The 25,334-nt window shown below is 67.1% G+C and carries 25 protein-coding genes; 19 read left to right on the plus strand and 6 right to left on the minus strand.

Annotation, left to right across the window (positions count from 1 at the left end; all coding sequences use genetic code 11):
* The first annotated feature begins 2 nt into the window (after positions 1-2).
* The 3 genes from gatA to ACV4UZ_RS13430 all read left to right on the plus strand — a co-directional run bounded on the left by gatA (position 3) and on the right by ACV4UZ_RS13430 (position 3,627).
* Positions 3-1,475 (plus strand): Asp-tRNA(Asn)/Glu-tRNA(Gln) amidotransferase subunit GatA, encoded by a 1,473-nt coding sequence (gene gatA, locus ACV4UZ_RS13420; protein WP_491601314.1) that lies wholly within the window; start codon positions 3-5, stop codon positions 1,473-1,475.
* Position 1,476: 1 nt separating this feature from the next.
* Entirely contained in the window at positions 1,477-2,934 is a 1,458-nt protein-coding gene (gatB, locus tag ACV4UZ_RS13425) for an Asp-tRNA(Asn)/Glu-tRNA(Gln) amidotransferase subunit GatB (protein ID WP_491601315.1), read from the plus strand.
* 213 nt (positions 2,935-3,147) lie between these two features.
* Positions 3,148-3,627 (plus strand): MarR family winged helix-turn-helix transcriptional regulator, encoded by a 480-nt coding sequence (locus tag ACV4UZ_RS13430; RefSeq protein WP_491601316.1) that lies wholly within the window; start codon positions 3,148-3,150, stop codon positions 3,625-3,627.
* Between the two features lie 2 nt (positions 3,628-3,629).
* Here ACV4UZ_RS13430 and ACV4UZ_RS13435 read toward each other — a convergent pair whose 3' ends face one another.
* The gene (locus ACV4UZ_RS13435) at positions 3,630-5,264 is read right to left on the minus strand and encodes a benzoate-CoA ligase family protein (RefSeq protein WP_491601317.1); all 1,635 of its coding nucleotides are present in this window, start codon (positions 5,262-5,264) and stop codon (positions 3,630-3,632) included.
* Positions 5,265-5,395: 131 nt separating this feature from the next.
* Entirely contained in the window at positions 5,396-7,651 is a 2,256-nt protein-coding gene (locus tag ACV4UZ_RS13440; RefSeq protein ID WP_491601318.1) for a bifunctional salicylyl-CoA 5-hydroxylase/oxidoreductase, read from the minus strand.
* A gap of 205 nt (positions 7,652-7,856) precedes the next feature.
* Between ACV4UZ_RS13440 and ACV4UZ_RS13445 the strand changes: the two genes are divergently transcribed.
* The 7 genes from ACV4UZ_RS13445 (at position 7,857) to ACV4UZ_RS13475 (ending at position 13,382) form a co-directional block, all read left to right on the plus strand.
* On the plus strand, positions 7,857-8,258 hold the full coding sequence (locus ACV4UZ_RS13445) for a RidA family protein (RefSeq protein ID WP_491601319.1): 402 nt from the start codon (positions 7,857-7,859) through the stop codon (positions 8,256-8,258).
* Between the two features lie 101 nt (positions 8,259-8,359).
* The gene (locus ACV4UZ_RS13450) at positions 8,360-8,653 is read left to right on the plus strand and encodes a nucleotidyltransferase family protein (protein ID WP_491601320.1); all 294 of its coding nucleotides are present in this window, start codon (positions 8,360-8,362) and stop codon (positions 8,651-8,653) included.
* Between the two features lie 11 nt (positions 8,654-8,664).
* Positions 8,665-8,997 carry a HepT-like ribonuclease domain-containing protein gene (locus ACV4UZ_RS13455; protein ID WP_491601321.1) on the plus strand — a complete coding sequence of 111 codons (333 nt, stop codon included), beginning with the start codon at positions 8,665-8,667 and terminating at the stop codon, positions 8,995-8,997.
* A gap of 6 nt (positions 8,998-9,003) precedes the next feature.
* Complete coding sequence (locus ACV4UZ_RS13460; RefSeq protein WP_491601322.1) at positions 9,004-10,254, plus strand: TylF/MycF/NovP-related O-methyltransferase; 1,251 nt, start codon at positions 9,004-9,006, stop codon at positions 10,252-10,254.
* A 117-nt stretch (positions 10,255-10,371) separates the two neighbouring features.
* Complete coding sequence (locus ACV4UZ_RS13465; RefSeq protein ID WP_491601323.1) at positions 10,372-11,580, plus strand: citrate transporter; 1,209 nt, start codon at positions 10,372-10,374, stop codon at positions 11,578-11,580.
* Positions 11,577-12,461, plus strand: a complete 885-nt coding sequence (locus tag ACV4UZ_RS13470) for an ROK family protein (RefSeq protein ID WP_491601324.1) — start codon at positions 11,577-11,579, stop codon at positions 12,459-12,461. Before ACV4UZ_RS13465 ends, ACV4UZ_RS13470 begins: the two co-directional genes overlap by 4 nt.
* A 186-nt stretch (positions 12,462-12,647) precedes the next feature.
* A complete protein-coding gene (locus tag ACV4UZ_RS13475; protein ID WP_491601325.1) occupies positions 12,648-13,382 on the plus strand; it encodes a cyclic nucleotide-binding domain-containing protein in 735 nt (244 codons plus the stop codon).
* A gap of 18 nt (positions 13,383-13,400) precedes the next feature.
* Here the strand turns inward: ACV4UZ_RS13475 and sodC are convergent, their stop codons facing one another.
* On the minus strand, positions 13,401-13,931 hold the full coding sequence (sodC, locus tag ACV4UZ_RS13480) for a superoxide dismutase [Cu-Zn] SodC (protein ID WP_491601326.1): 531 nt from the start codon (positions 13,929-13,931) through the stop codon (positions 13,401-13,403).
* Between the two features lie 202 nt (positions 13,932-14,133).
* Here sodC and ACV4UZ_RS13485 point away from each other — a divergent pair, with 202 nt between their 5' ends.
* Together ACV4UZ_RS13485 and ACV4UZ_RS13490 are read left to right on the plus strand one after the other, a co-directional pair.
* Complete coding sequence (locus tag ACV4UZ_RS13485; protein ID WP_491601327.1) at positions 14,134-14,580, plus strand: response regulator; 447 nt, start codon at positions 14,134-14,136, stop codon at positions 14,578-14,580.
* Between the two features lie 10 nt (positions 14,581-14,590).
* A complete protein-coding gene (locus ACV4UZ_RS13490) occupies positions 14,591-17,083 on the plus strand; it encodes a putative bifunctional diguanylate cyclase/phosphodiesterase (RefSeq protein ID WP_491601328.1) in 2,493 nt (830 codons plus the stop codon).
* 106 nt (positions 17,084-17,189) lie between these two features.
* Here ACV4UZ_RS13490 and ACV4UZ_RS13495 read toward each other — a convergent pair whose 3' ends face one another.
* The gene (locus ACV4UZ_RS13495) at positions 17,190-17,582 is read right to left on the minus strand and encodes a hypothetical protein (protein ID WP_491601329.1); all 393 of its coding nucleotides are present in this window, start codon (positions 17,580-17,582) and stop codon (positions 17,190-17,192) included.
* A gap of 168 nt (positions 17,583-17,750) precedes the next feature.
* Here ACV4UZ_RS13495 and ACV4UZ_RS13500 point away from each other — a divergent pair, with 168 nt between their 5' ends.
* From ACV4UZ_RS13500 to ACV4UZ_RS13525, 6 genes are all read left to right on the plus strand, one after another.
* A complete protein-coding gene (locus ACV4UZ_RS13500) occupies positions 17,751-18,851 on the plus strand; it encodes a branched-chain amino acid ABC transporter substrate-binding protein (protein WP_491601330.1) in 1,101 nt (366 codons plus the stop codon).
* 71 nt (positions 18,852-18,922) lie between these two features.
* Positions 18,923-19,252, plus strand: coding sequence for a four-helix bundle copper-binding protein (locus ACV4UZ_RS13505; RefSeq protein WP_491599966.1), 330 nt, complete (start codon positions 18,923-18,925; stop codon positions 19,250-19,252).
* A gap of 175 nt (positions 19,253-19,427) precedes the next feature.
* Complete coding sequence (locus tag ACV4UZ_RS13510) at positions 19,428-19,715, plus strand: hypothetical protein (RefSeq protein WP_491599967.1); 288 nt, start codon at positions 19,428-19,430, stop codon at positions 19,713-19,715.
* Complete coding sequence (locus tag ACV4UZ_RS13515) at positions 19,716-20,897, plus strand: MFS transporter (RefSeq protein ID WP_491599968.1); 1,182 nt, start codon at positions 19,716-19,718, stop codon at positions 20,895-20,897.
* Between the two features lie 32 nt (positions 20,898-20,929).
* The gene (locus tag ACV4UZ_RS13520; protein WP_491599969.1) at positions 20,930-22,303 is read left to right on the plus strand and encodes an FAD-binding oxidoreductase; all 1,374 of its coding nucleotides are present in this window, start codon (positions 20,930-20,932) and stop codon (positions 22,301-22,303) included.
* A 225-nt stretch (positions 22,304-22,528) separates the two neighbouring features.
* Positions 22,529-23,486, plus strand: a protein-coding gene (locus ACV4UZ_RS13525) for an IS630 family transposase (protein WP_491599710.1) whose coding sequence is annotated in 2 segments (ribosomal slippage) — positions 22,529-22,860 and positions 22,859-23,486 — 960 coding nt in all. Because the reading frame shifts where the segments join, the coding sequence is not laid out codon by codon here.
* A 23-nt stretch (positions 23,487-23,509) separates the two neighbouring features.
* Here ACV4UZ_RS13525 and ACV4UZ_RS13530 read toward each other — a convergent pair.
* Both ACV4UZ_RS13530 and ACV4UZ_RS13535 read right to left on the minus strand, forming a co-directional pair.
* Positions 23,510-23,704: a hypothetical protein gene (locus tag ACV4UZ_RS13530; protein WP_491599970.1), complete on the minus strand. Its 195-nt coding sequence runs from the start codon at positions 23,702-23,704 to the stop codon at positions 23,510-23,512.
* Between the two features lie 114 nt (positions 23,705-23,818).
* A complete protein-coding gene (locus tag ACV4UZ_RS13535; RefSeq protein ID WP_491599971.1) occupies positions 23,819-24,586 on the minus strand; it encodes a DUF2189 domain-containing protein in 768 nt (255 codons plus the stop codon).
* Between the two features lie 200 nt (positions 24,587-24,786).
* Here ACV4UZ_RS13535 and ACV4UZ_RS13540 point away from each other — a divergent pair, with 200 nt between their 5' ends.
* A complete protein-coding gene (locus ACV4UZ_RS13540; protein ID WP_491599972.1) occupies positions 24,787-25,290 on the plus strand; it encodes a MarR family winged helix-turn-helix transcriptional regulator in 504 nt (167 codons plus the stop codon).
* Positions 25,291-25,334 lie beyond the last annotated feature (44 nt).

Consider the following 25,334-nt stretch of genomic DNA (forward strand, 5'->3'; position numbering starts at 1 on the left):
TCATGACGAAGCTGACCGATCTGACCATGGCCCAGGCCCGCGACGGGCTGGCCAAGGGCGAATTCACCGCCGTGGAGCTGGTGTCCGAGCACATCAGGGCGACCGAGGCCAAGCGCGCCCTGAACGCCTTCATCGTCGAGACCCCCGATCTGGCGCTCGATGCCGCCAAGGCCTCGGACGCGCGCCGTCAGGCGGGCACCGCCGGGTCCATGGACGGCCTGCCCATCGGCATCAAGGACCTGTTCTGCACCGAGGGTGTGCAGACCACGGCGGCCAGCCATATCCTGGAAGGCTTCAAGCCGCCTTACGAATCCACCGTCTCGGGCAAGCTGAAGGCGGCCGGTGCGGTTTCGCTGGGCAAGCTCAACCTCGACGAATTCGCCATGGGCTCGTCCAACCAGACCAGCTATTTCGGCGCGGTGGAGAATCCCTGGAAGAAGAAGTCCGACCCGGCGGCCAAGCTGGTTCCCGGCGGCTCTTCCGGCGGCTCGGCGGCCGCCGTGGCGGCGCGCATGGTGCTGGGCGCCACCGGCACCGACACCGGCGGCTCCATCCGCCAGCCCGCCGCCTTCTGCGGCATCACCGGCATCAAGCCGACCTATGGCCGCTGCTCGCGCTTCGGCATCGTCGCTTTCGCCTCGTCCCTGGATCAGGCCGGCCCCATGGCCCGCACGGTCAGGGACTGCGCCATCATGCTGGGCGCCATGGCCGGGCACGACCCCAAGGATTCCACCTCGGTCAACATGGCCGTGCCGGATTTCGAGAAGGCTCTCTCCGGCGACATCCGCGGCCTGAAGGTGGGCATTCCCAGGGAATACCGCCCCGACGGCCTGTCGGACGAGGTGGCCCGCGTCTGGGATCAGGGCATCGAGTGGCTCCGGGCCGCCGGCGCCACTCCGGTGGAGATCAGCCTGCCCCACACCAAGTACGCCCTGCCGACCTATTACATCATCGCTCCGGCCGAGTGCTCGTCCAACCTGGCCCGCTATGACGGGTTGCGCTATGGCCTCAGGGTGCCGGGCAAGACGCTGGACGACATGTACAAGAAGACCCGCGCCGCCGGTTTCGGCTCGGAAGTGCGCCGCCGCATCCTGATCGGCACCTATGTGCTGTCGGCGGGCTATTACGACGCCTATTACGCCAAGGCCCAGAAGGTGCGCCGCCTGATCGCCGAGGATTTCAGGAAGGCGTTCGAGACCGTCGACGTCATCCTGACCCCCACCGCGCCGTCCGCCGCCTTCGGCATGGGCGAGGGCACCGACGATCCGGTCACCATGTGGCTGAACGACGTGTTCACCATCCCCACCAGCATGGCCGGCCTGCCCGGCCTCAGCTTGCCCGCCGGCCTGTCGGCCGACGGCCTGCCGCTGGGCCTGCAGCTGATCGGCCGCCCCTTCGACGAGGAGACGGTGTTCCGCGTGGCGGGCGTGATGGAAACGGCCGCGAACTTCACCGCGAAGCCGGAGGGTTGCTGATATGGCTTACATCATTCAGGGCGACACCGGCGATTGGGAGATCGTCATCGGTCTCGAGGTCCATGCCCAGGTCATCTCCAAGGCCAAGCTGTTCAGTGGCGCCGCCACCGAATTCGGCGCCGAGCCCAACACCCAGGTCAGCTTCATCGACGCCGGCTTCCCCGGCATGCTGCCGGTGATCAACGAGATCTGCGTCGAGCAGGCGGTGCGCACCGGCCTGGGGCTGAAGGCCAAGATCAACCTGACATCCGTGTTCGCGCGCAAGAACTACTTCTACGCCGATTTGCCCCAGGGCTATCAGATCAGCCAGTACGACCAGCCCATCGTCGGCGAGGGCGAGCTGATCCTCGATCTCCCCGACGGCGGCACCCGCACGGTGGGCATCGAGCGCCTGCATCTCGAGCAGGACGCCGGCAAGTCCATCCACGACATGCACCCGTCCAAGTCGTTCATCGACCTCAATCGCTCGGGCGTGGCGCTGATGGAGATCGTCTCCAAGCCCGACCTGCGCTCACCCGAAGAGGCCGGCCTGTATCTGACCAAGCTGCGCTCCATCCTGCGCTATCTCGGCACCTGCGACGGCAACATGCAGGAAGGAAGCATGCGCTGCGACGCCAACGTGTCGGTGCGGCCGGTGGGCTCGACCGAGCTGCGTACGCGCTGCGAGATCAAGAACGTCAACTCCATCCGCTTCGTGCAGCAGGCCATCGAGTATGAGGCCCGCCGCCACATCGACGTCTACGAGACGGGCGGCGAGATCAGGCAGGAGACCCGCCTGTTCGATTCGGCCAAGGGCGAGACGCGGTCCATGCGCTCCAAGGAGCACGCCCACGACTACCGCTACTTCCCCGACCCCGACCTGCTGCCCCTGGTGATCGAGCAGTCCTTCGTGGACGGCATCAAGGCCGGCCTGCCGGAACTGCCCGACGAGAAGAAGGCCCGCTTCATGGCGGAATACGGCCTCAACTCCTATGACGCCGGCGTGCTGGTGGCGGAAAAGGCCTCGGCCGAGTTCTTCGAGACGGTGGCCAAGGGCCGCGATTCCAAGATGGCCTGCAACTGGGTGATGGGCGACTTCTTCGCCAGCCTCAACGCCACCGGCAGGACCATCGAGGACCCGCCGGTGACCGCCGCCAACCTGGGGGCGCTCATCGACCTGATCAAGGACGGGACGCTGTCCGGCCGCCTGGCCAAGGACGTCTTCGCCCTGATGGTGGAAACCGGCAAGGCGCCCTCGGTGATCGTCGAGGAAAAGGGCATGAAGCAGGTCACCGACACCGGCGCCATCGAGGCGGCGGTGGACGCGGTGATCAGCGCCAACGCCGACAAGGTCCAGCAGGTCAAGGACGGCAAGACCGCCCTGCTGGGCTGGTTCACCGGCCAGGTGATGAAGGCGACACAGGGCAAGGCCAATCCGGCCATGGTCAACGAGATGCTGTCCAGGAAGATCCTGGGCTAGCATCACCTCCATTTCCCGTCATTGCCGGGCTTGACCCGGCAATCCAGACCCCCGGATCAAAGTCCGGGGGTGACGGGGAAGGAAAGCCCTTCATATCTCAAATACAACAGATCTCTTGCCGCCCCCGCCACCGCTGGCAGGGTTGCGAAAATCGGCATTGATTGCCCTGGTCGCGAGCTTTATGTCTCAATCACCACCGGGGAGAGAGCGCCCATGGACGAGACCGCCATCAGGGAAGCCGGCGCCGCCGACGACCAGTTGCTGCCGCTCAGGGTCTGGCTGGCGCTGTTCAGCTCGGTCAAGCAGATCGAGGCGGTGGTGCGCACCAATCTGCGGGAATCCTTCAACTCGACCCTGCCGCGCTTCGATCTGCTGTCCCAGCTCTACCGTTCTCCGGGGGGGCTGACCATGGGGGAGATTTCGGCCCGGCTGATGGTGACCAACGGCAACGTCACCGGCCTGATCGCCCGGCTGGTGGAAGAAGGGCTGGTGGACCGCCTTCAGGACGAGGACGACCGCCGCGTCCAGTGGGTGCGCCTCACCCCCAAGGGCTACAAGCTGTTCTCCAGCATGGCGCCCGCCAATCAGGCCTGGGTGACCGAAGCCATGTCGGCCATGAGCGCTGACGAATTGCGCCAGTTGCATGCCCTGCTCGCCAAGCTGAAGGCCTCGGTGGCCGGCCGCCAGCCATAGGATCACAGATCCCTAAGGGCGAAGCGCTGCAGCTTGCCGGTGGCGGTGCGCGGCAGGGCCTCGACGAATCCGACCCGGCGGGGATACTTGTAGGGCGCGATCCGGCTCTTGACGAAGGCCTGCAGGTCCTGGACCAGGGCGTCGCCGCCATCGGCGGGGTCCTTCAGCACCACGAAGGCGGAAACCACCTGGCCGCGCTCCTCGTCGGCAAGCCCCACCACGGCGCATTCCAGCACCTTGGGATGCTCCATCAGCACCCCTTCCACCTCGGGACCCGAGATGTTGTAGCCGGCCGACACGATCATGTCGTCGGAGCGGGCCTGGTACCAGAAATAGCCGTCCTCATCCATGGTGTAGACGTCGCCGGTGAGGTTCCAGCCATCGGCCACATACTTGCGCTGACGCTCGGGATCGCCGAGATAGCGGCATCCGGTCGGCCCCCGCACCGCCAGCCGGCCCGGCGTGCCGGGCGGCACCGGATTGCCCCCGTCATCGACGATACGCGCCTGATAGCCGAAGATGGCCTTGCCGGTGGAGCCCGGGCGGATGTCGTCACCCGCCGCCGAGATGAAGATGTGCAGCAATTCGGTGCTGCCGATGCCGTCGATGATCCGAAGACCGGTGACCCGGTGCCATCCGTTGGAGGTGGCCAGCGGCAGATGCTCGCCCGCCGACACGCACATCCGCAGCGACTTGAGGTCCCAGTCCAAAGCCAGGGCGGTCATGGCGCGATAGGCGGTGGGCGCGGTGTAAAGCCCCGTCACCCGGTAATCCTGGATGGTCTTCAGCATGGTCTCGGGCGTGAAGCTCTCCACCAGCACCACCGAGGCCCCCACCCGGAGCGGAAACAGCGCCAGAGCCCCCAGCCCGAAGGTGAAGGCCAGGGGGGGCGAGCCGCAGAACCGGTCGTCCTCCCTTATTCCGGCCACATGCCGGGGGAAGCAGTCGCACACCGCCAGCAGGTCGCGGTGGACGTGCATGGTGGCCTTGGCCGGGCCGGTGGTGCCCGAGGTGAAGGCGATCAGCGCCACGTCGAGCGCCGAGGTCGCCACGTCGGCATGGTCCGCCGACGCCTCCGCCATGGCCTGGTCCAGGCTCTCGTTCCCCTCGCCCAGCGCGCTGAAATGCATCAGATGGACGAGACCGGGCGACTCGGCCCGCGCCGCCTCCAACTCCCCGGCGAAGCGGATGTCGCACAACGCATGGCTGACCTTGGCCTTGGCGGCGATATAGGCCAGTTCGCGGCCGCGCAGCAGCGGCATGGTGGCGACGCAGATTCCCCCCGCCTTGACCACGGCGAACCAGGCGGCCAGCAGCATGGGGGTGTTGGGGCCGCGCAACAGCACCCGGTTGCCGGGAACCAGTCCCATGGTCTGGACCAGCACGTTGGCGATGCGGTTGGCCTTGTCCCGCAGATCGGCGTAGCTCCACGCCCGGTCGCCGTAAAGAACCGCCGTCCGGCCGCCCCGCCCCGCCTCCACCGCGCCATCCAGCAGCACCGTGCCGATGTTGAGCATGTCGGGATAGTCGCACAGGGGCGGAAGGGTCGGGTCCATGACCGGCCACAAGTCCCGGTGCGGCAGTCCCTGGTGGGCGAAGGTGTCCAGATGGGCCGAACGGCCAAGGGATTCCGCCATCTCCACGCCCTCCTCTTTATGCCTAAACCACAGAGGAACTCCGAGCCCCGCCCGGGACAATCTCAAGGTGGGCATTCACCCGGACGAATTCCATGATCACCGCCGAACCCGATTTATTTCAAGCATGAAATTTATTGGCCCGTCCGGGGCACGAAGCCGTCGATGGAGGCGTATTGCTTGGGCCAGGGCAGGGCATAGCCCTGTTCGGTCGCCGCGTGGCGGGTCCAGTAGGGGTCGTAAAGGTGGGTGCGGGCCAGGACGCAGAGGTCGGCGCGGCCGGCGGCCAGGATGGTGTTGACGTCGGCGTGGGACTGGACGTTGCCCACCGTCATGGTCGGGATGTCGGCCTCCAGCCGGATGCGGTCGGCGAAGGGGGTCTGGAACAGGCGGCCATGGACCGGCTGCTGCTCGGCCACCACCTGTCCGGCCGAGACGTCGATGATGTCGCAGCCCAATTCCTTCAGCCGCCGCGCCACCGCCACCCCGTCCTCGGGGGTAAAGCCGCCCTCGGCCCAATCGGTGGCGGAGATGCGCACCGAGACGGGCTTGTCCGCCGGCCAGACGTCGCGCACCGCCCTGAACACCTCCAGCGGAAAGCGCATGCGGTTTTCCAGACTGCCGCCGTACGCGTCGGTGCGCCGGTTGGTCAGCGGCGACAGGAAGGTGGACAGCAGGTAGCCGTGGGCGAAGTGGACCTCGACCATGTCGAATCCGGCCTCGTCGGCCATGCGGGCGGCGCGGACGAAATCGGCCACCACCTTGTCCATGTCGGCGCGGTCCATGGCCCGGGGCGTCTGGTTGATCCGGCGGTAGGGAATGGGAGACGGCGCCATCACCGGCCAGTTGCCCTGCTCCAGGGGCTGGTCGATACCCTCCCAGATCAGTTTGGTCGAGCCCTTGCGCCCGGCATGACCCAGCTGCACGGCGATCTTGGCGGCGCTGTTGGCGTGGACGAAGTCGGTGACCCGCCGCCATGCCGCCACGTGTTCGGGTTTGTAAAGGCCGGCGCAGCCCGGCGTGATGCGGCCTTCCGGGCTGACGTCGGTCATCTCGGCGATCACCAGCCCGGCGCCCCCCATGGCGCGGCTGCCCAGATGGACCAGATGGAAGTCGCCGATGGTGCCGTCCTCGGCGGAGTACATGCACATGGGCGACACCACCACCCGGTTGGCCAGAATCATGCCGCGCAGCCGGAACGGGGTGAACATGGGCGGCGTCGGGCGGTCGGGGGGCACCGTGCCCGCCTGCTCCGCCGCCTGGGCGGCGAACCAGCGCTCGATGCCGTCCACGTATTCCGGGTCGCGCAGCCGCAGATTGTCGTAGGTGATGCGCAGCGAGCGGGTCAGCATGGAGAAGTTGAACTGGATGGGGTCGAGGCGGCCGTGATAGCGCTCGGTCTGCTCGAACCATTCCATGCTGGTCTGCGAGGCGCGCTGCAGGCTTTCCACCACCGGCCGGCGCTCCTCCTCGAAGGCCTCCAGCGCCGCCTCCAGGGTGGGATTGGCGCCCAGGGCGGCGGCCAGCGCGATGCCGTCCTCCATGGCCAGCTTGGTGCCGGAGCCGATGGAGAAATGGGCGGTATGGAGCGCGTCGCCCATCAGCACCACATTGCCGTGATGCCAGCGGCGGTTCCTCACCCGGGGGAAGCTGCGCCAGATGGAATTATTGGAGATCAGTGGGTGCCCCTCCAGCTCGGCGGCGTAAAGCTGCCGGCAATAGGCGACGCTGGCCGCCTCGTCGGCCCGGTCCAGCCCGGCCCGGCGCCAGGTGTCCTCGGTGCATTCGATGATGAAGGTCGAGCGCCCGTTCTCGAACTGATAGCAGTGGGAGCGGAACAGCCCGTGCTCGTTCTGGCGGAAGAAGAAGGTGAAGGCGCGGAACGGCCGGGTGGTGCCCAGCCAGATGAACTTGTTGGGCCGCAGGTCGATGTCGGTGCCGAAATGCTCCTTGTGGCGGTCGCGCACCACGGAATTGATGCCGTCGCCGGCCAATACCAGGTCCCAGTCGCGGTAGGCGTCGATGTCGGCGACGTTGCAGTCGTGAACGACCTCGACCCCCAGGGCCTTGGCGCGCGCTTCAAGGATCCGCAAAAGCCTGAGGCGCGACAGGCCGGCGAAGCCGTGACCGCGCGACACCAGGACATGCCCCATGTAATGGGTCTCGATGTCGTCCCAATGGGCGAAGGCCTCGGTGATCTGGCGGTAGGTCTCGGGATCGGCCTCGGCGAAATTGGCCATGGTGGCGTCGGAAAACACCACGCCGAACCCCCAGGTCACGTCGGCGGGATTGCGCTCCAGCACCCGGATGGTCGCCCCGGGGCGCTGCTTCTTCATCAGGATGGAGAAATACAAGGACGCCGGACCGCCGCCGATACAGGCTATCTTCATGGCAACCTCCCCGGAGCGTTTTTAGTTTATTCATAAAATATTGTCCCATTAGGCAGTTTGTAGTCAATCCAATTCACACCTCGTATACCAATGAACCTATTGGCCCATGGCCTGAACCAAAGAGCCATGTCCCAACCGGTTGCGCGCGCTATTATATTATGCATAAACTATCACCACCCGCGATCCCGGGGGCACAGGAGGAACCATGCACAAGACCATTCTTCCGGAAGGCTGGGCGCCTGCCATCGGCTACGCCAACGGCGTCCTGGCCGAGCCGGGCCGCACCCTGTACCTGGCCGGGCAGGTGGGCTGGAACGCCCAGCAGGTCTTCGAGAGCGAGAGGCTGGTGCCTCAGTTCGAGCAGGCGCTGAAGAACATCCTGGCCGTCCTCGAGACGGCCGGCGGCCGCGCCGAGCACATCGTGCGCATCACCGCCTTCTGCATCGCCCGCGACGAATACCTGGCGTCGCGGCGGGAGCTGGGCCGCATCTGGCGCGAGCTAATCGGCAACCACTACCCGGCCATGAGCATGATCTTCGTGGCCGACCTGCTGGACCACCCGGCCAAGATCGAGCTGGAGGCCACCGCGGTCCTCCCCCGCGCCTGAGGACCGACCAAGACCCCGGATGCGGTCGCGTCCGGGGCATGCCCGCTGGCATGGCCGCCCCGGGCGGGATATAATGGGAGCGGACAAGCAGGAACAGCGCCATGCGCCGCCTCGACGACATTCTGAAGCAACTCCGCGCCATGCAGCCGGATTTGTATCGCCGCTACCCGATCCGCTCCATGGGCGTGTTCGGCTCGTACGCGCGCGGGGAGCAGAACGACGACAGCGACCTGGATGTGCTGGTCGAGTTCGGGGATGCCGCCGGACTGTTCGAATATGCCGGTCTGCAGCTCGAACTCAGCGACGCCCTCGGCATGACGGTGGACGTTGCCAACAGGGCGGCCCTCAAACCCCGCATCGGCCAGCGCATCCTGACCGAGGTCCGAATGCTGTGACCCGAGACTTCGTGGACTATCTCGCGGACATGCTGGCCTATGCCGAAAAGGCCAGGGACTTTGTCGGCACCATGAGCCCCGGCGAGTTAGCGGCCGACGAAAAAACCTATCTGGCAGCCGTCCGCGCCATCGAGATCGTGGGTGAAGCCGCACGCCACATCCCTGCGGAGTTCCGCGACCGTTTTCCTACCATCCCCTGGCGTCAGATGGTCGCCATGCGCAACATCCTGGCCCACAATTACGACGGAGCGGATTCCAGGATCATCCACCGTACGGCCACAGCCAATCTGCCCGACCTGATCGCCCTGTTGCCCGAAGCCATCGCGGCGGCCAAGGGTGAGTAACCCGAGGTGAGCCGCCATATCCTCACCCAGGCCGCCGGGCTGGTCGCCGCCGGTCGGTTCGACGCGGCTCTGAAGCTGCTGGTGCCGTTGCCGGAGGGCACGCCCGGCCTCGACGCCCTGCTGGGCGCCACCCGGCTGGGCCGCAAGGAAGCCGGGGCCGCCCTCGTCCACCTTACCCGGGCGCTGGCCGACGCCCCCGGCGATGATGCCCTGACCCTGCTGCTGGCCCGCGCCCGTCTGCTGGCCAACGATCCCGGCGCCGCCATCGCCCTGCTGGAAGCGATGGCGCCATCCGGTCCACGGGACGAGGTGCTGGCCGGCGCCCATCGCCGCGACGCCCGCTTCCGCGACTGCGTCCGGCTGGTGGATTCCTCCGCCGCCCCGTCGCGGCAGATGCTCTACGAGCGGGCCATGAGCCTGAACGCCATGGGCGAGGCCGCCCCGGCCCTGGAGGCCTGGGACCGGCTGATCGCCGAAGCCCCCGATTGGGCCGCCGCGTGGTACGGCAGCCACGGCCCGGCCCTGGACCTGCTGGGTCGGGACGAAGCCCTGCGCCGCCTGGAGCGGGCCGCCGCCTGCCCCAAGGCCAACGGCCGCTACGAGGCCATGGCGGCGGCCCATGACGTGCTGGCCGGGCGCAGGCCGCGCCTGTCCGGCCCCAAGCATGCCCATGTGGTGGAGTCCGCCGCCGCCCTGGTTCCCCATCTGGCCGAGGGCTGGCGGCTGTTCGGCATGAGCGCCGCCCTGCTGGCCTGGGCGCTGGATCAGGCGCGCAGGCCCGGACTGGTGCTGGAATTCGGCGTGCGGCGCGGCGCCTCGCTGGCGGTGCTGGCCGCCCATGCCGGGCAGGAGGTCCACGGCTTCGATTCCTTCGAGGGATTGCCCGAGGTCTGGGGCGCCACCCATGCCGGCGTACTGACCACCGGCGGCGCCCTGCCCGAGGTGGGCGACAACGCCCGACTGCATCCCGGCTGGTTCGAGGACACCCTGCCCGCCTTCCTGGACGGCCATTCCGGTCCGCTCCGCCTCGCCAATATCGACAGCGACATCTATTCCTCGGCCCGCACGGTGCTGAACGGCCTGGCCGGGCGCATCGGGCCGGGAACCGTGCTGGTCTTCGACGAATTCATCGGCAACCGCACCTGGAAGGACGACGAATACCGCGCCTTCGGCGAATTCGCCGCCGTCCACGGCATCGGCTGGCGGGTGATTGCCGTCAATCCCGCCTGCAAGCAGGTGGCGATCCTGATCGTCTGACCCTCCTTTTCGGATTTCCGAAATCCGCGCGCTTGCCGTCGATTTCCCGCCGCCAAGACGCTATGGTCGTGGGAAATCGGGAGAAATTCCCGGCACGGCAACAGGGATGGCGGCTTCATGACACTCTTTGGCATTCCCCTCGAATTCGTGCTGTTCGCGGCGACGCTGCTGGGCGTGGCGCTCTTGCACAACCACACCCTGTATGTCGGCCTTGCCGGGCTGGGGACCATCTCGCTGTACAAGATCGCCGTCACCGGCTTCAAGGCCGGTCCGGGACTGGCGGGCTTCGCCGCCCATCTCGGCCACGAATGGGTGACCGTCGCCAACCTGTTCGGCCTGCTGATGGGCTTCGCCCTGCTGTCGCGGCATTTCGAGAAGAGCCACATCCCCGTCCTGCTGCCCAAGTACCTGCCCAACGACTGGAAGGGCGGCTTCGTCATGCTGGTGATGGTGTTCGTGCTGTCCAGCTTCCTCGACAACATCGCCGCCGCCCTGATCGGCGGCGCCATGGCCCACCAGCTGTTCCGCGCCAAGGTGCACGTGGGTTTCCTGGCCGCCATCGTCGCCGCCTCCAATGCCGGGGGCGCGGGCTCGGTGGTGGGCGACACCACCACCACCATGCTGTGGATCGCCGGGGTGTCGCCGCTCCAGGTTCTCGATGCCTATGTGGCCGCCGGCGTGTCGCTGCTGATCATCGGCGTGATCGGCGCCAAGCAGCAGCACGCCTATTCCCCCATCCTGAAGACCACCCACGCCCACACCCACGCCGATTGGGGCCGGGTAGGCATCGTGGCGCTGATCCTGGTCTCGGCGGTGGTCACCAACCTGGTGGTCAACACCCATTTCAACCATCTGGCCAATGCCTTCCCCTTCCTCGGCGCGGCGGTCTGGGTGGCCATCCTGGCCTCCGTCACCCGGCGGCGCCCCGACTGGGAGATTCTGCCGGAAACCGCCAAGGGCTCGGTGTTCCTGCTGTCGCTGGTGCTGTGCGCCTCCATGATGCCGGTGGAGCAACTGCCCCCGGCCTCGGCCTTCACCGCGCTGCAACTGGGCTTCGTCTCGGCGGTGTTCGACAACATTCCGCTGACGGCGCTCGCCATCAAGCAGGGCGGCTATGACTGGGGCTACCTGGCCTATGCCGTGGGCTTCGGCGGTTCCATGATCTGGTTCGGCTCGTCGGCGGGCGTGGCGCTGTCCAACATGTACCCCGAGGCCAAGTCGGTGGTGCAGTGGCTGAAGCACGGCTGGCACGTGGCTCTGGCCTACGTGGCGGGCTTCGCGGTGATGTGGGCGCTGGTGCCCTGGCATCCCCAAGCCTTGCCGTGAATCTCCGCATCGGCATCGACCTCGGCGGCACCAAGACCGAGGCCATCGCCCTCGGTCCCGGCGGGCGGGAACTGGCCCGCCGCCGGGTGGCCACCGCCCGGGACAGCTATGACGGCACCATCGCCACCATCAAGGATCTGGTCGAGGGACTGGAGGCCGCCCTGGGCGCCGGCGGCAGCGTCGGCATCGGCATCCCCGGCACCGTCAGCCCGCGTACCGGACTGGTCAAGAACGCCAATTCCACCTGGCTGATCGGCAAGCCGCTGGACCGCGACCTGGAAGCCGCCCTGGGCCGGCCGGTGCGGCTGGCCAACGACGCCGATTGCTTCGCCCTGTCCGAGGCCACCGACGGCGCCGGAGCCGGCTTCGCCACGGTGTTCGGGGTCATCCTGGGCACCGGGGTGGGCGGCGGCATCGTCGCCCACGGCCGCCTGCTGGCCGGCCCCAACTCCATCGCCGGGGAATGGGGGCACAATCCCCTGCCCTGGCCCCAGGATGAAGAACGCCCCGGCCCCGCCTGCTATTGCGGCCGCGCGGGCTGCATCGAAACCTTCCTGTCCGGCCCCGGCCTCGCCCGCGATCATGGCGAAGGCCTGACCGCCGAACAGGTGGCGGCGGCGGACGGCCCGTCCGCCGAGGCGGCCCTTCGCCGCTACGAGCACCGCCTGGCCCGCGCCCTGGCCGCCGTGATCAACGTCATCGATCCCCACGTCATCGTGCTGGGCGGCGGCCTGTCCAAGCTGGACCGCCTTTACCGCGCCGTTCCCGCCCTGTGGCGGGATTTCGTCTTCTCGGACCATGTGGACACTCTGCTGCGCCCGCCGGTTCACGGCGATTCATCGGGCGTTCGCGGCGCCGCCTGGCTATGGCCCTCTCAGTAGAAGACCTGATAAAGCACCGCTGAATGCAGTGCATCATACGAATTTGTCCAGATCAAATAAGACGTATTCGTACCTTTTCCCTGGCAGATCCCCACTGTTTTCTCCGCCAATTGACCGAGGTCAAGTGTCGCGGCCCTGTTATTTCGCATTCTGATGGGCGATTAGTGGGAATTTGCCGGTATGGACATGAACGCACAACAACGGGGCGGCACCACCTCTGAAGGACACAAATTGCGGCCGGAGGATCTGGCGGCGGTTGCCCGCCTGCCGCTGTTCTGCGACCTGAGCCCGGCCGTGCTGGCCGAAATCACCGTCGAGGCCGCGGTCACCAAATACGCCCGCAACGACATCATCTTCCGCCAGGGCGACATTCCCGACGCCCTGCGCGTCGTCCTGGACGGTCAGGTGGGGCTGACCGGCACCATCGCCGACGGCGGCGAGACCATGGTGGAGATCCTCAAGGCCGGCGAGATGTTCATCCCGGCGGCGGTGCTGACCGAGAAACCGTTCCTGATGAGCGCCGTGGCACTGGCGCCGTCGCGCATCCTGTCGCTGCCGGGCGAGCGCTTCCGCCGCGACGTGCGTGAAAGGCCCGACTTGGCCTACGTCATGGTGACGTCACTGTCGCGGCACTTCCGCTCCCTGGTGCGCGAGGTCAAGGACCTGAAGCTGAAATCGGCGGCCCAGCGCCTGGCGCTCTACCTGATCGGCCTGACCGCCAAGCGCGAGGGCTCGACCATCGTGCGGCTGCCCCACTCGAAGAGCGTCATCGCCGCAAGGGTCGGCGTCCGGCCGGAAACCCTGTCGCGCGCCTTCGCCCATCTCAAGGGCCATGGCGTGGTGGTGGACGGCAACGCCGTGTCGATCGCCGACATTCCGGCGTTGCGCGCCTATTGCCACGAGGGCGAGGAGATCATCTGACCCCCGGCCGCCTCGCCATCATTTGGCGGGAACCACGCCACAGGCCACCCGACCGCCGCCGCCGCCCAGGGGCTTGGGCTGGTCGGCGTAATTGTCCGCGCCCGCATGGATGACGATGGCCCGGCCCTTGAGGTCGGCCACCTTGAGCTTGGGAGCGGTCAGCGCATCCGTGGCGGTGCCGTCGCCATTGACCGCCAGCGCCGGCAGGTCGCCCAGATGGCCATGCCCCCAGGGACCTTCGTGCTTGCCCGCCTTGGCCGGATCGTAATGGCCCCCGGCGGCGAGGCCGGGCACCATCTTGCCGTCCTGCTCCTTGGGCTGGCAGCTGGGATTTTCGTGAATGTGGAAGCCGTGCGGCCCGGGGGTCAGCCCGGACAGCCTGGGCTTGACCATCAGGCCGCCCTTGCCGTCCCTGACCGTGACGGTGCCGATTCCGGCTCCGATTCCGTTGGCGTCGATGGCGTTGACCGGAATCACCAGCTCGGCGGCCAGCGCCTGTCCGGTCGCCAGCCCCAGCCCCAAGACCGCGATAAACAGTGTCCGTCCCATGGAATCCTCCCGCTTTGCCCAGCCCCCTCGATCAAGCTTAAGGTGATGAGGTGTCCGGGGATTATCAACCGGGCCTCCGTCGTACTCCCCGAGAAATAATCCTGGCAAACGTCACATTTTGCGCGCAAGCCGGTTTTCATACGGCTAAACCCGTAATATAGTTTTTCCGGACCCCGGTTGGCGGGATGAGGGGGAGTCGGTCTTGACCCTGCGCAGCGCATCGGAAGCTTTCGAAATCCTGTTGGTCGAGGACAATCCGGGCGATGCCCGCCTCGCCCAGGAAGCCCTGAAGGAAGGGCGCATGACCAGCCGTCTCAAGGTGGTGGTCGATGGTGTGGAGGCCATGTCGTTCCTGCGCCGCGAAGGCCAGTACGCCGGCTCGCCGCGCCCCAACCTGATTCTCCTGGACCTCAACCTGCCCCGCAAGGACGGCCGTCAGGTCCTGGCCGAGCTGAAGGCGGACGAGGATCTGCGCCGCATTCCCGTGGTGGTGCTGACCACCTCGCAGGCCGAGCAGGACATCCTGCGCAGCTACGACCTGCACGCCAATTGCTACATCACCAAGCCGGTCGACCTGGACCGCTTCATCTCTGTCGTCAGATCCATAGAGGAATATTGGTGCTCGGTGGTCACGCTGCCGCCGCGCTGAGCACCACGCCATGAGCGGAACTCCATCCCTTCCAACCGTTCTGACCGTCCTCGTCGTCGAGGACAATCCGGGCGACGCCCGCCTGGTCGAGCTTTACCTCCACGAGGATCCCGCCCGCCCGTTCAAGGTGGTGAAGGCCGCCCGGCTGTCCGAGGGTCTGGCCGCCCTGCAGGCCCAACCCATCGACGTGGTGCTCCTCGACCTGTCGCTGCCCGATTCCTTCGGCATGGACAGCCTGGCCCGCTTGCGCACCGCCAGCCCCTCGGTCCCGGTGGTGGTGCTGACCGGCACCTCGGACGAGGCGCTGGCGCTCGAAGCGCTGCGCCAGGGGGCCCAGGACTATCTGGTCAAGGGCCAGGGCGACGGCGAACTGGTGCGCCGCGCCATCCGCTATGCCATCGGCCGCTCCGCCGCCGACGCCGCGTTACGCCTGAGCGAGTCCCGCTTCCGCGCCCTGTTCGACAATGCCGGCACCGGGGTCATCCTGTCCGATGCCGATGGCAGCTACATCCATTGCAATCCCGCCTTCTGCACCATGGTCGGCTATTCCGATGCCGAATTGCAGGCCATGACCTACCGGGACATCACCCATCCCGACGACATGGACGCGCATAGGCAGATGCGCGACGACATGATGGCCGGGCGCATCGACAGCTACGAGCTGACCAAGCGCTACATCCGGCGGGACGGCGCCATCCTTTGGGCCAGGCTGACCGTCACCGCCATGCGAGAGGGGCCGGACAACGAGACGCGCTTCACCGTGGCGGTGGTGGAGGACGTCACCGAGCGCAAACGCCTGGAAGACCACATGCGCCTGGCCGCGACGGTGTTCGAGAGCACCGGCGAAGGCCTGTTCGTCACCGACGAGAAGCGCCGCATCATCCACGTCAATCCGGCCTTCACCGAGCTGACCGGCTATCCCGCCGACGAGGTGATCGGCCGTACCCCGCGCTTCCTCGCCTCGGGCCGCCATCCGCCGGAATTCTACGACGTCATCTTCAAGACCCTGGCCGAGAGCGGCAAGTGGCAGGGCGAAATCTGGAACCGCCGCAAGACCGGCGAGATGTTCGCCGAGTGGCTGAACATCTCGGTGGTGCGCAACGAGCGTGGCGAACTGACCAATTACGTGGCGGTGTTCTCGGACATCACGTCCCGCAAGCAGGACGAGGAGCGGCTCAGCTATGCCGCCAACCACGACCCGCTGACCCGGCTGCCCAACCGCACCCTGTTCCAGGAGCGCCTGTCGCGCGCGCTGACCCGCGCCCACCGCAACCAGTCCATCGTCGCCCTGCTGTTCATCGATCTCGACTTCTTCAAGCAGGTCAACGACACCCTGGGCCATCTGGCCGGCGACATCCTGCTGCAGCAGGTGGCCGAGCGCCTGACCTCATGCGTGCGCCAGGGCGACACCGTGGCGCGGCTGGCCGGCGACGAGTTCACCGTCATCCTGGAAGAGATCGGCGAGCCCCGCGACGGTGCCGTGGTCGCCCACAAGATCCTGTCCCTGCTGGCCGAACCCTTCGACCTGCAGGGCCACGAGGCGCGCATCTCGTCCTCCATCGGCGTGGCGCTGTACCCGTCCGATGGCGGCGACGCCCAGACCCTGATCAAGCTGGCCGACGCCGCCATGTACCGGGCCAAGCACCAGGGCCGCAACGCCTGCCGTTTCCATTCCGAGACCGTCAACGCCCTGGCCTTCGAGCGCCTGGCCCTGGAAAGCGCCCTTCGCCACGCGGTGGAACGCCGCGAGTTCCTGCTGCACTACCAGCCCATCTTCGACGCCCGCAGCGGAGACGTGGTGGCGGTCGAGGCCCTGCTGCGCTGGCGCCATCCCGATTTCGGCCTGATCATGCCCAACCAGTTCCTGCCGCTGGCCGAGGAAACCGGCCTGATCCTGCCGGTGGGCCGCTTCGTGCTGGAGGAGGCCTGCCGCCAGGCCAAGTCCTGGCTGGATGCCGGTCATGGCGGCCTCAAGGTGGGCATCAACCTCAGCCTGCGCCAGCTGCGCGCCCCCGAGCTGATCGAGGACATCGCCGCCGCCCTGGAGAGCAGCGCCCTGCCCCCGGGCGCCCTGGAACTGGACGTGCCGGAAAGCACGATCATCGACAAGGGCCAGGACGTGGACGCCATCTTCACCCAGTTCAAGACGCTGGGCGTGCGCATGGCCATCGACGCCTTCGGCTCGGGCTACTCCTCCTTCTCGTTCCTGCGCAAGCTGCCCAGCAACACCCTCAAGATCGACCAGAGCTTCGTGCGCGACGCCGCCTCGGGGGCCGAGGAATCCGAGATCGTCACCGCCATCGTCGCGGTGGCGCGCGGCCTCCATCTGTCGGTCGTCGCCCCCGGCATCGAAAGCCAGGAACAGCTGGAGCATCTGGTCAAGTACGATTGCGACATGGTCCAGGGCTTCCTGTTCGCCCATCCCATGCCGGCCGAGGAACTGACCGAGTTCCTGCGGGCCGGCAAGCGGCCCGCATCCCTGCCGGTCCGGCCGCCGGCCTGACGCCCGCCACCTTTGTCCGGCATGCGGCCGGGACGGCCGCGCTCCGGGGAACGTCGCCGTATCCGGAGCGCGGGCATCCTGCCCGCACACGAGGTGAAGGCGTCGGTCAGCCCTTGCCCAGGGCCTGGGCCACCACCATGCGCACCCAGGCGGCCCGCGACAGGCCCAGCGCCTCGGCCTTGGCGTCGATCTGGGGCAGCTGGGCGTCCTCGAAGCGGATGATCACCGCCTCCTTCTTGCGCTTTTCCTTCTTCTTGCCCTTCTTGTCCTTCTTCTCCTTCTTTTCCTTCTTGGGCTTGGCGTCCTTCCTGTCGTCCTTGGACTTTTCCTCCTTGGGCGCCGGAGCCTCGGCGGGCGCCGGAGCCTCGGGCGAGGCGATGACGGGCGCGGCACCGGGGATTTCCGGCTTGGCCTTCACAACCTTGGGCTTTGCCGCTGCCTTGGCCTTGGCCTTGGCCTTGGGCTTGGCTGGGGCCTTGATCTCAGTTTCGTCCGACATTGATCCTACTCCGCATCCGGGCGGCGCCACGAACCGGCGCCGGATGTTTTTATATATCGAAGCGATATCGCTTTTCAAGCAATTCCTCCACTCGAATTCCGCTGTGGCGCACGGCTGATCCGCTGGTAGACTGGACCCATCACTTTCATTGTCAGGGAGGAGCCGAACATGGGCAGGATCGGGATTACGGGGATCACCTTGGCGGCGGCGCTGCTGGCGGCCGGCGCGGCGCGGGCCGACATCACCATCGGCGTGGCCGGGCCGCTGTCGGGCAGCGAGGCGGCCTTCGGCGAGCAGTTCAAGCGCGGCGCCATGAAGGCCATCGAGGACATCAACGCCAAGGGCGGCGTGCTGGGCCAGAAGCTGGCCCTGGCCATGGGCGACGACGCCTGCGACCCCAAGCAGGCGGTGGCGGTGGCCAACGAGATGGCCGCCAAGAAGGTGCCCTTCGTCGCCGGGCATTTCTGCTCGGGCTCGTCCATTCCGGCGTCCGAGGTCTATGCCGAGACCGGCATCCTGCAGATCTCGCCGGCCTCGACCAACCCCAAGTTCACCGAGCGCGGCCTGCCCAACGTGTTCCGCACCTGCGGCCGCGACGACCAGCAGGGCGTCATCGCCGCCGAGTACATCGCCAAGCACATGAAGGGCAAGGTGGTGGCCATCGTCCACGACAAGTCGGCCTACGGCAAGGGACTGGCCGATCAGACCCGTGACGCCCTGGCCAAGGCCGGCATCAAGGACACCGTCTACGAGGCCATCTCGGCCGGCGAGAAGGACTATTCCGCCCTGGTCACCAAGCTGAAGGCGGCCAAGGTCGATCTGCTGTATTTCGGCGGCTACAAGACCGAGGCGGGCCTGATCGTCCGCCAGCTGCGCGACCAGGGGATGCAGACCCGGCTGATGGGCGGCGACGCCCTGGTGACCGAGGAATACTGGGCCATCACCGGGGCCGCCGGCGAGGGCACGCTGATGACCTTCAGCCCCGATCCGCGCAAGAACCCGGCCAACGCCGAGCTGGTCAAGTACTACCGCGCCCAGAAATACGAGCCCGAGGCCTATACGCTGTACACCTACGGCACCATCCAGGCCTGGGCCCAGGCCGCCGAGAAGGCCAAGTCCACCGACTGGAAGAAGGTGGCCGCCGTGCTCAAGGCCGAGAAGTTCGACACCGCCATCGGCAAGATCGGCTTCGACGCCAAGGGTGACGTCGCCGCTCCCGGCTACGTCATGTATGTTTGGAAGGGCGGCAAGTACGATTACGCGGATTGACGCTCCGCCCCGCCGGGGCTACCAAGGAAACGGGCCGGACTCGTCCGGCCCGTACAGGGGAGAAACGCAAAATGCCTTTGTCCGATTGCATCGACGCCTGTGAACAGGCGCACCGGGCCTGCACCGAATCCGTGATCCACGGCATGCAGCAGGGCGGCGCGGCCGCCGAATGGGAACTGATCCAGCTGCTGCTCGACTGCGCCGACATCAACGAGACCGCCGCCGACTTCATGCTGCGTTCGTCGCGCCTGCACCACCTCACCTGCCAGGTGGCCGCCGAGGTGTCCGACAAATGCGCCAGCGCCTGCGAGAAGCTGGCCAAGGAGGACGTGCGCCTCAAGGAATGCGCCGAGGCCTGCCGCCGGGCCGCCACGGCTTGCCGCAAGACCATCAAGAACTGAAGCATCGAGTGCTAAATCCGAGACGTGTTGTCACCCTGAGGCGCAGCCGAAGGGTCTTTCGGGCACAGGCGGCAACCGCCTCAGGCTGAAAGATGCTTCGCGGCGCTCAGCATGACAGCGTTTCTCATATTTGACGCTCGTCGCTAAGACCGCTGGAAAACCGTTACAGGAGATCATGGTGAAGGACGAAACCCGCATCGTTGGCAACCTGCCCAACCTTCGCATGGAGATCGTCCATCGCCAGGATGCCGACGGCGCGGCCGAGCACATGACCATTCATCTCTCGGCCACGCCGTCCTTCCAGGCCGCCGAGGCGCTGCTGGGCGGCATGTCGCCCCAGGCCTGGAGCGATCCCCTCGCCCTGTGGAACACCATGGCCCGGGCGTGGCTCGCCCCCTGGACCCGGATGCTGGGCGGGGCCAATCCCTGGCTCGACGCGTTGACGCAGCGCGATTCCAAGTAGATGACTCCCGAACGCACCTCGTGGCTCGCCGTCCTGGGGGCGGTGGGAGCGGGGGTCGCCGCCGCCTTCCAGGTGGGCAAGGCGCCCATCGCCCTGCCGTTCATCCGGGGCGAGATGGGCCTGGACCTCTCCCACGCCGCCTGGATCCTGTCCATCTTCGCCCTGATGGGGGCGGTGGCCGGGGCCGGCATGGGCACCATGGTCACCCGGGTGGGATCGCGCCGGCTGCTGCCCGTCGGACTCGGCATCCTGGCGGCCGGCAGCCTGGCCGGCGGCCTGGCCCCGGGCTTCGGCGGATTGCTGGCGGCCCGGGTGGTCGAAGGTATCGGCTACATGCTGGTGGTCATCGCCGCCCCGGCCCTGATCACCCTTCTCACCACGCCCGCCCAGCGGCAGATGGCCTTCGGCCTGTGGGGGGCCTTCATGCCCTTCGGCATGGCGGTGTCCATGGCCGCCGCCCCCGCTTTGCCGCTGGCCGGCTGGCGCGGATTGTGGCTGGGCATGGCGGTTCTGCTGCTGCTCTACGCCCTGCTGGTGCATCTGCGCATGCCCAGGCCGCCCAGACCGCCCAGGCCGGTGGACAGCCACATCCTGCGCGACGTGGCCGACACCCTGCGGGCGCCCGGGCCGCTGCTGCTGGCCGCCACCTTCATTCCCTATTCCGCCGCCTACGCGGCGCTCACCGGCTTCCTGCCCACCCTGCTGATCGAACGCATGGGCGTCTCGCCCGGCACCGCCGGACTGATGGCCGCCCTGGTGGCCGGGGTCAACATCATCGGCAACGTGGCCTCCGGCCCGGCGCTCCGCCTGGGCCTGCCCCGGCGCAAGGTGATGGCCGCCGCCTTCACGGTGATGATGGCCGGCTGCCTGGGCATCTTCCAGTCCTGGGTCCCGGCCGGCGCCGCCTATGGCCTGTGCCTGATGGTCAGCGCCTGCGCCGGCCTGCTGCCCGGCTGCATCCTGGGCTCGGCCTCGGTCTACGCGCCCCGCCTGACCCTGGTGCCGGTGACGCTGGGGCTCTACATGCAGGGCAGCAACTGGGGCCAGCTGCTGGGGCCGGTGGTGGTGGGCGCCGCCGTCTCCGCCTGGGGCTGGCCCGCCGCCTCCTTCGTGCTGGGCACGGCCACCATGGCTGGAATCGGCATGGCCCTGGCCTTGCGCCGGGCCGGCAAGGAACCTTAATTTAAGCGGTCCTACCATAGAGGCCAGCCCCCATGCCCCTTCCCGCCGATCTCGTCGCCGACCTCGCCGCCCGTTTCGGCGAGCGTTTCTCCACCGCCCGGATCGTGTGCGAGCAGCACGGCAAGGACGAATCCCATTTCCCCCCCTGCCCGCCCGAGGCGGTGGTCTTCGCCCTGTCCACCGAGGAGGTGGCGCAAACCGTCAAGGCCTGCGCCGCCCATGGGGTGCCGGTCATCGCCTTCGGCACCGGCACCTCGCTGGAAGGCCATGTGGCGGCGCTGTCGGGCGGCGTCTGCATCGACGTCAGCGGCATGAACGGCGTGCTGGAGGTCAGGCCCGAGGATCTGGACGTCACCGTCCAGCCCGGCGTCACCCGCAAGCAGCTGAACGAATACCTGCGCGACACCGGCCTGTTCTTCCCCATCGATCCCGGCGCCGACGCCTCCCTGGGCGGCATGGCGGCGACCCGGGCGTCGGGAACCAACGCGGTGCGCTACGGCACCATGCGCGAGAACGTGCTGTCGCTCCAGGTGGTGCTGCCCGACGGCCGGGTGATCCGCACCGCCAGGCGGGCCCGCAAGTCGTCGGCCGGCTACGACCTCACCCGCCTGTTCGTCGGTTCGGAGGGCACGCTGGGCATCATCACCGAGCTGACGCTGCGCCTGCACGGCATTCCCGAGGCCATCTCGGCGGCGGCCTGTCCCTTCCCCTCCATCGAGGCGGCGGTCAACACCGTGATCCTCACCATCCAGTCGGGCGTGCCGGTGGCACGCATCGAGTTCCTGGACAAGGTGATGATCGATGCGGTCAACCGCTATGCCAAGACCAGCCACAAGGTGGCCCCCACCCTGTTCTTCGAGTTCCATGGCAGCCCCGCCAGCGTCCGCGAACAGGCCGAGAAGGTCGAGGCCATCGCCGCGGAATTCGGCGTCGAGGGCTTCCAGTGGGCCACCGGGGCCGAGGAGCGCACCCGGCTGTGGGCGGCGCGCCACAACGCCTATTACGCCGGCGTGGCGCTCCGCCCCGGCTGCCGCGCCTGGACCACCGACGCCTGCGTCCCCATCTCGCGTCTGGCCGAATGCCTGCTGGAGACCGAGGAGGACCTGAAGTCGACCTTCCTGACCTCGACCATCGTCGGCCATGTGGGCGACGGCAACTTCCACGTCATGCTGCTGGTCGATCCCGCCAGGCCCGACGAAATCGTCGAGGCCGAGCGCATCAATCGCCGCATCGTGCGCCGCGCCATCGCCCTGGACGGCACCTGCACCGGCGAGCACGGGGTGGGCCACGGCAAGATGGCCTTCCTGGAAGAGGAATACGGCGAGGCGCTGGACGTCATGCGCGCCGTCAAGCGCGCCATCGATCCCGCCGGCATCATGAATCCCGGCAAGATCGTCATCCCTTAGAGCGGTGAGCCCTAAATCAGAAACAGAGTGTCACCCTGAGCCTTGGCGAAGGGTCTTTCAGGCACAGGCGGTAATCGCCTCGGGCTGAAAGATGCTTCGCTGCGCTCAGCATGACAGTGCGTTTCATATTTGACGCACGCCGCTTAGAGCATCGGACCTGAAATCTGAATCGCAGGGGATTCCCTTGTAGGCGAAAAAGTGATTCAACCTCATTGGAGGTGGATCATGGGCAAATGGCTATCATCAGATCTTCGGGTCCGTGTTTACGGTAAGATCGAACACGGCGAATCGCGGCGAGCGGCGGCTCGGCATTTTGGAGTGAGCGCCGCGACCAGCGTCCGTCTTGCACAACGGATGGCGGCGACGGGTTCGTTGGAGCCCTTGCGGCAAGGCCGTCCGCCGGGCGGTGGTAAGCTGGCGGCCTTTGCCGCTCTTCTGACCGGCTGGGTGGAGGCGCAAGGCGACATCACGATGCCGGAACTGGCGGCCAAGCTGAAGGCCGAATGCGGCGTCACGGCCCACCCGGCGTCACTCTCGCGGTTTCTGATCGGGCAAGGCTTCAGCGTCAAAAAAAACGCTGCTGGCCACCGAAGCCGGTCGCGATGATGTGGTGGCGGAGCGCCGGACCTGGCTGAGCCACCGCCAGCCCCGGATGTGCCAGGAGCCTCACCGGCTGGCGTTCATCGACGAGACCGCCACCACCACCAAGATGACCCGGTTGCGGGGACGGGCACCGCGAGGGCAACGGTTCAAGGCCCGCGCGCCATTCGGCCACTGGGGAACCCAAACCTTCATCGCCGCCTTGCGCTGTGACGGTCTGACGGCACCCTGGATCATAAACGGCCCCATGAACCGACAAACCTTCGAGGTCTACGTCGAGACCCAACTGGCCCCGACGCTCCAGCCGGGCGACGTCGTCATCCTCGACAACCTCTCCAGCCATAAAAGCGAGAAGGCCAAGGCCATCCTCAAGGAGAGAGGCGCCTGGTTCCTGTTCCTACCCCCATACAGCCCAGACCTAAACCCAATCGAGATGGCCTTTGCCAAACTCAAGGCTCATCTCCGACGGATCGGCGCGCGCACCATCGACGACCTCTGGAAGGCCGTCGGCAATATCTGCGATCTCTACACCCCAGACGAATGCTGGAACTACCTCAGGGAAGCCGGGTATGTTTCAGATTAAACGCACGCCGCTCTAGCGCCCCCTCAGGCGGCGGCGCCCAACTCGGCGATGAAGGGATAGAGCTGATCGACGATCAGCCGGACGGTATCCGAATCCAGGGTCGGCATCATGGCCGCCAGCAATGTGGCGGCGGCGCCACGCTGCGCGACCGCATCCAGCCCCCCTTTGCGGGCGTCCGTCACCGCCTGGGCGATGATCTCTCTGAGCGATGGGTCCATGATCGGCCTGTGAACGAAAAAGGTTGCAGTATCTTCACTGCAACCTTGCCTCGTCCCCTCACCGTAATCCACCAACGAACAGGAAGGAGTTGTGAGCGCCTGTGACGCCGGGAATCAATGTCTTCCAACCACATCGCGATAGGCATGCCAACTGGCATGGCCGATGACCGGCAGGGCGACGACCATGCCGATGAAGGCGGTGGCCATGCCGAAGAAGGTCACCACCGCGATGGTGGCCGCCCAGCCGATCATGGTGCGCCAGTTGAGCCGCACCGCCTGGATGCTGAATTCCATGGCCTCGACCACGCCCACGTCGCGGTCGAGCAGCATGGGCATGGCGAAGACGCTGATGGAAAAGGCGATCACCGCCAGCACCCCGCCCACCAGGGTTCCCACCGTCAGGAAGCGGAAGGAGGCCGGGCGCAGGACCACGTCCTCGATGAAATTGCCGAGCGGCAGCGGCATGCCCGGCGGGTAGAACAGGGCGAACACCACCAGCCCGGCCAGCAGCCAGGCCATCAGCAGGATGGACAGGACCAGCCCCATGTTGCCGATCTGGTCCAGGCGGGACCGGACGCCGCCCACCACCAGCCCCAGGCCGACAGGCTGGCCCATCTCATGCCGGCGGCTGATCTCGTAGAGGAAGACCGCCGCCAGCGGACCGACCAGCATGAAGCCGGCCGCCAGCGGGAACAGCAGCGACCCCATGTCCATGGCGTTGAGCACCACGAACAGGACCATGCCGATACCGGCATAAAGCGCGCCGAAGCCGAGGCTGAGGCCGGGATTGCGCCAGACGTCGCGCCAACCGGCATTGAGCCATTCGGAGGCCTGGACGGGTGTCACCAGCCGGGCGTCGTACCGATGGGAATGAATGGCCATGGAAATCATCTTACCCCCCTGTGCGAAGGAGTGTCCCAACCTCCGCGCCCCGGCGCGAAGCACTGCCGCCCTTCATGTGGAAATTCCCGCCGGATGAAACAAGACCGCCCTTCGGTATTGCCTCGCCGTTCCTATTGCAGTTGTGTGGGCGGCGCAAAAGCAATACACATTTGAGCCGGCAATTGTCGTAAGAGGGTGATTTGGCGATCAAGCGCACCAGAAAGACCGCGACGGACAGGGCGGAAGTCAAGACACAGCCCGCGTCGCTGTCGGGCATGGAACTGGACATTCTCGACGACATCGTCGGCTATCGTCTGCGCCGCGCCCAGGTGGTGGTCTATCAGGATTACGTCCGTACCGTCGGCTCCCTGGACATCCGCCCGTCGCAATTCGCCGCCATGACCATCATCGGCGCCAATCCCGGCCTGTCCCAGACCACGCTGGCCGCCACCATGGGCATCGACCGCTCGGGCGCCGTGATCCTGATCGACGCGCTGGAGGGCAAGGGGCTGGCCAGCCGCGTTCCCTCGCCCAATGATCGCCGCACCTACGCCATCATGCTGACCGAGGCCGGACAGAAGACCCTGGCCGAGCTGAAGCGGCTGGTGGCCGAGCACGATCTGCGCATCACCTCGCAGCTGTCGGACGCCGAGCGGACCCTGCTGCGCGACCTGCTGCACCGCCTCTACACCCCCCAGATCTAGGCGGAAAGCCGCACCGGCGCTGGCAGCACCCCCCTTTTTCGCCG

Source organism: Paramagnetospirillum sp., assembly GCF_058402745.1.

Bases quoted from the DNA above. Each gene is read 5' to 3' on its own strand.
- gatB (WP_491601315.1), top strand. From the start codon at position 1,477: ATGGCTTACATCATTCAGGGCGACACCGGCGATTGGGAGATCGTCATC.
- ACV4UZ_RS13520 (WP_491599969.1), top strand. From the start codon at position 20,930: ATGCCCCTTCCCGCCGATCTCGTCGCCGACCTCGCCGCCCGTTTCGGC.
- ACV4UZ_RS13515 (WP_491599968.1), top strand. From the start codon at position 19,716: ATGACTCCCGAACGCACCTCGTGGCTCGCCGTCCTGGGGGCGGTGGGA.
- ACV4UZ_RS13465 (WP_491601323.1), top strand. From the start codon at position 10,372: ATGACACTCTTTGGCATTCCCCTCGAATTCGTGCTGTTCGCGGCGACG.
- ACV4UZ_RS13440 (WP_491601318.1), bottom strand. From the start codon at position 7,651: ATGAAGATAGCCTGTATCGGCGGCGGTCCGGCGTCCTTGTATTTCTCC.
- ACV4UZ_RS13505 (WP_491599966.1), top strand. From the start codon at position 18,923: ATGCCTTTGTCCGATTGCATCGACGCCTGTGAACAGGCGCACCGGGCC.
- ACV4UZ_RS13445 (WP_491601319.1), top strand. From the start codon at position 7,857: ATGCACAAGACCATTCTTCCGGAAGGCTGGGCGCCTGCCATCGGCTAC.
- ACV4UZ_RS13435 (WP_491601317.1), bottom strand. From the start codon at position 5,264: ATGGCGGAATCCCTTGGCCGTTCGGCCCATCTGGACACCTTCGCCCAC.
- ACV4UZ_RS13450 (WP_491601320.1), top strand. From the start codon at position 8,360: ATGCGCCGCCTCGACGACATTCTGAAGCAACTCCGCGCCATGCAGCCG.
- gatA (WP_491601314.1), top strand. From the start codon at position 3: ATGACGAAGCTGACCGATCTGACCATGGCCCAGGCCCGCGACGGGCTG.
- ACV4UZ_RS13490 (WP_491601328.1), top strand. From the start codon at position 14,591: ATGAGCGGAACTCCATCCCTTCCAACCGTTCTGACCGTCCTCGTCGTC.
- ACV4UZ_RS13500 (WP_491601330.1), top strand. From the start codon at position 17,751: ATGGGCAGGATCGGGATTACGGGGATCACCTTGGCGGCGGCGCTGCTG.
- ACV4UZ_RS13510 (WP_491599967.1), top strand. From the start codon at position 19,428: ATGGTGAAGGACGAAACCCGCATCGTTGGCAACCTGCCCAACCTTCGC.
- ACV4UZ_RS13495 (WP_491601329.1), bottom strand. From the start codon at position 17,582: ATGTCGGACGAAACTGAGATCAAGGCCCCAGCCAAGCCCAAGGCCAAG.
- ACV4UZ_RS13475 (WP_491601325.1), top strand. From the start codon at position 12,648: ATGAACGCACAACAACGGGGCGGCACCACCTCTGAAGGACACAAATTG.
- sodC (WP_491601326.1), bottom strand. From the start codon at position 13,931: ATGGGACGGACACTGTTTATCGCGGTCTTGGGGCTGGGGCTGGCGACC.
- ACV4UZ_RS13535 (WP_491599971.1), bottom strand. From the start codon at position 24,586: ATGGCCATTCATTCCCATCGGTACGACGCCCGGCTGGTGACACCCGTC.
- ACV4UZ_RS13430 (WP_491601316.1), top strand. From the start codon at position 3,148: ATGGACGAGACCGCCATCAGGGAAGCCGGCGCCGCCGACGACCAGTTG.
- ACV4UZ_RS13530 (WP_491599970.1), bottom strand. From the start codon at position 23,704: ATGGACCCATCGCTCAGAGAGATCATCGCCCAGGCGGTGACGGACGCC.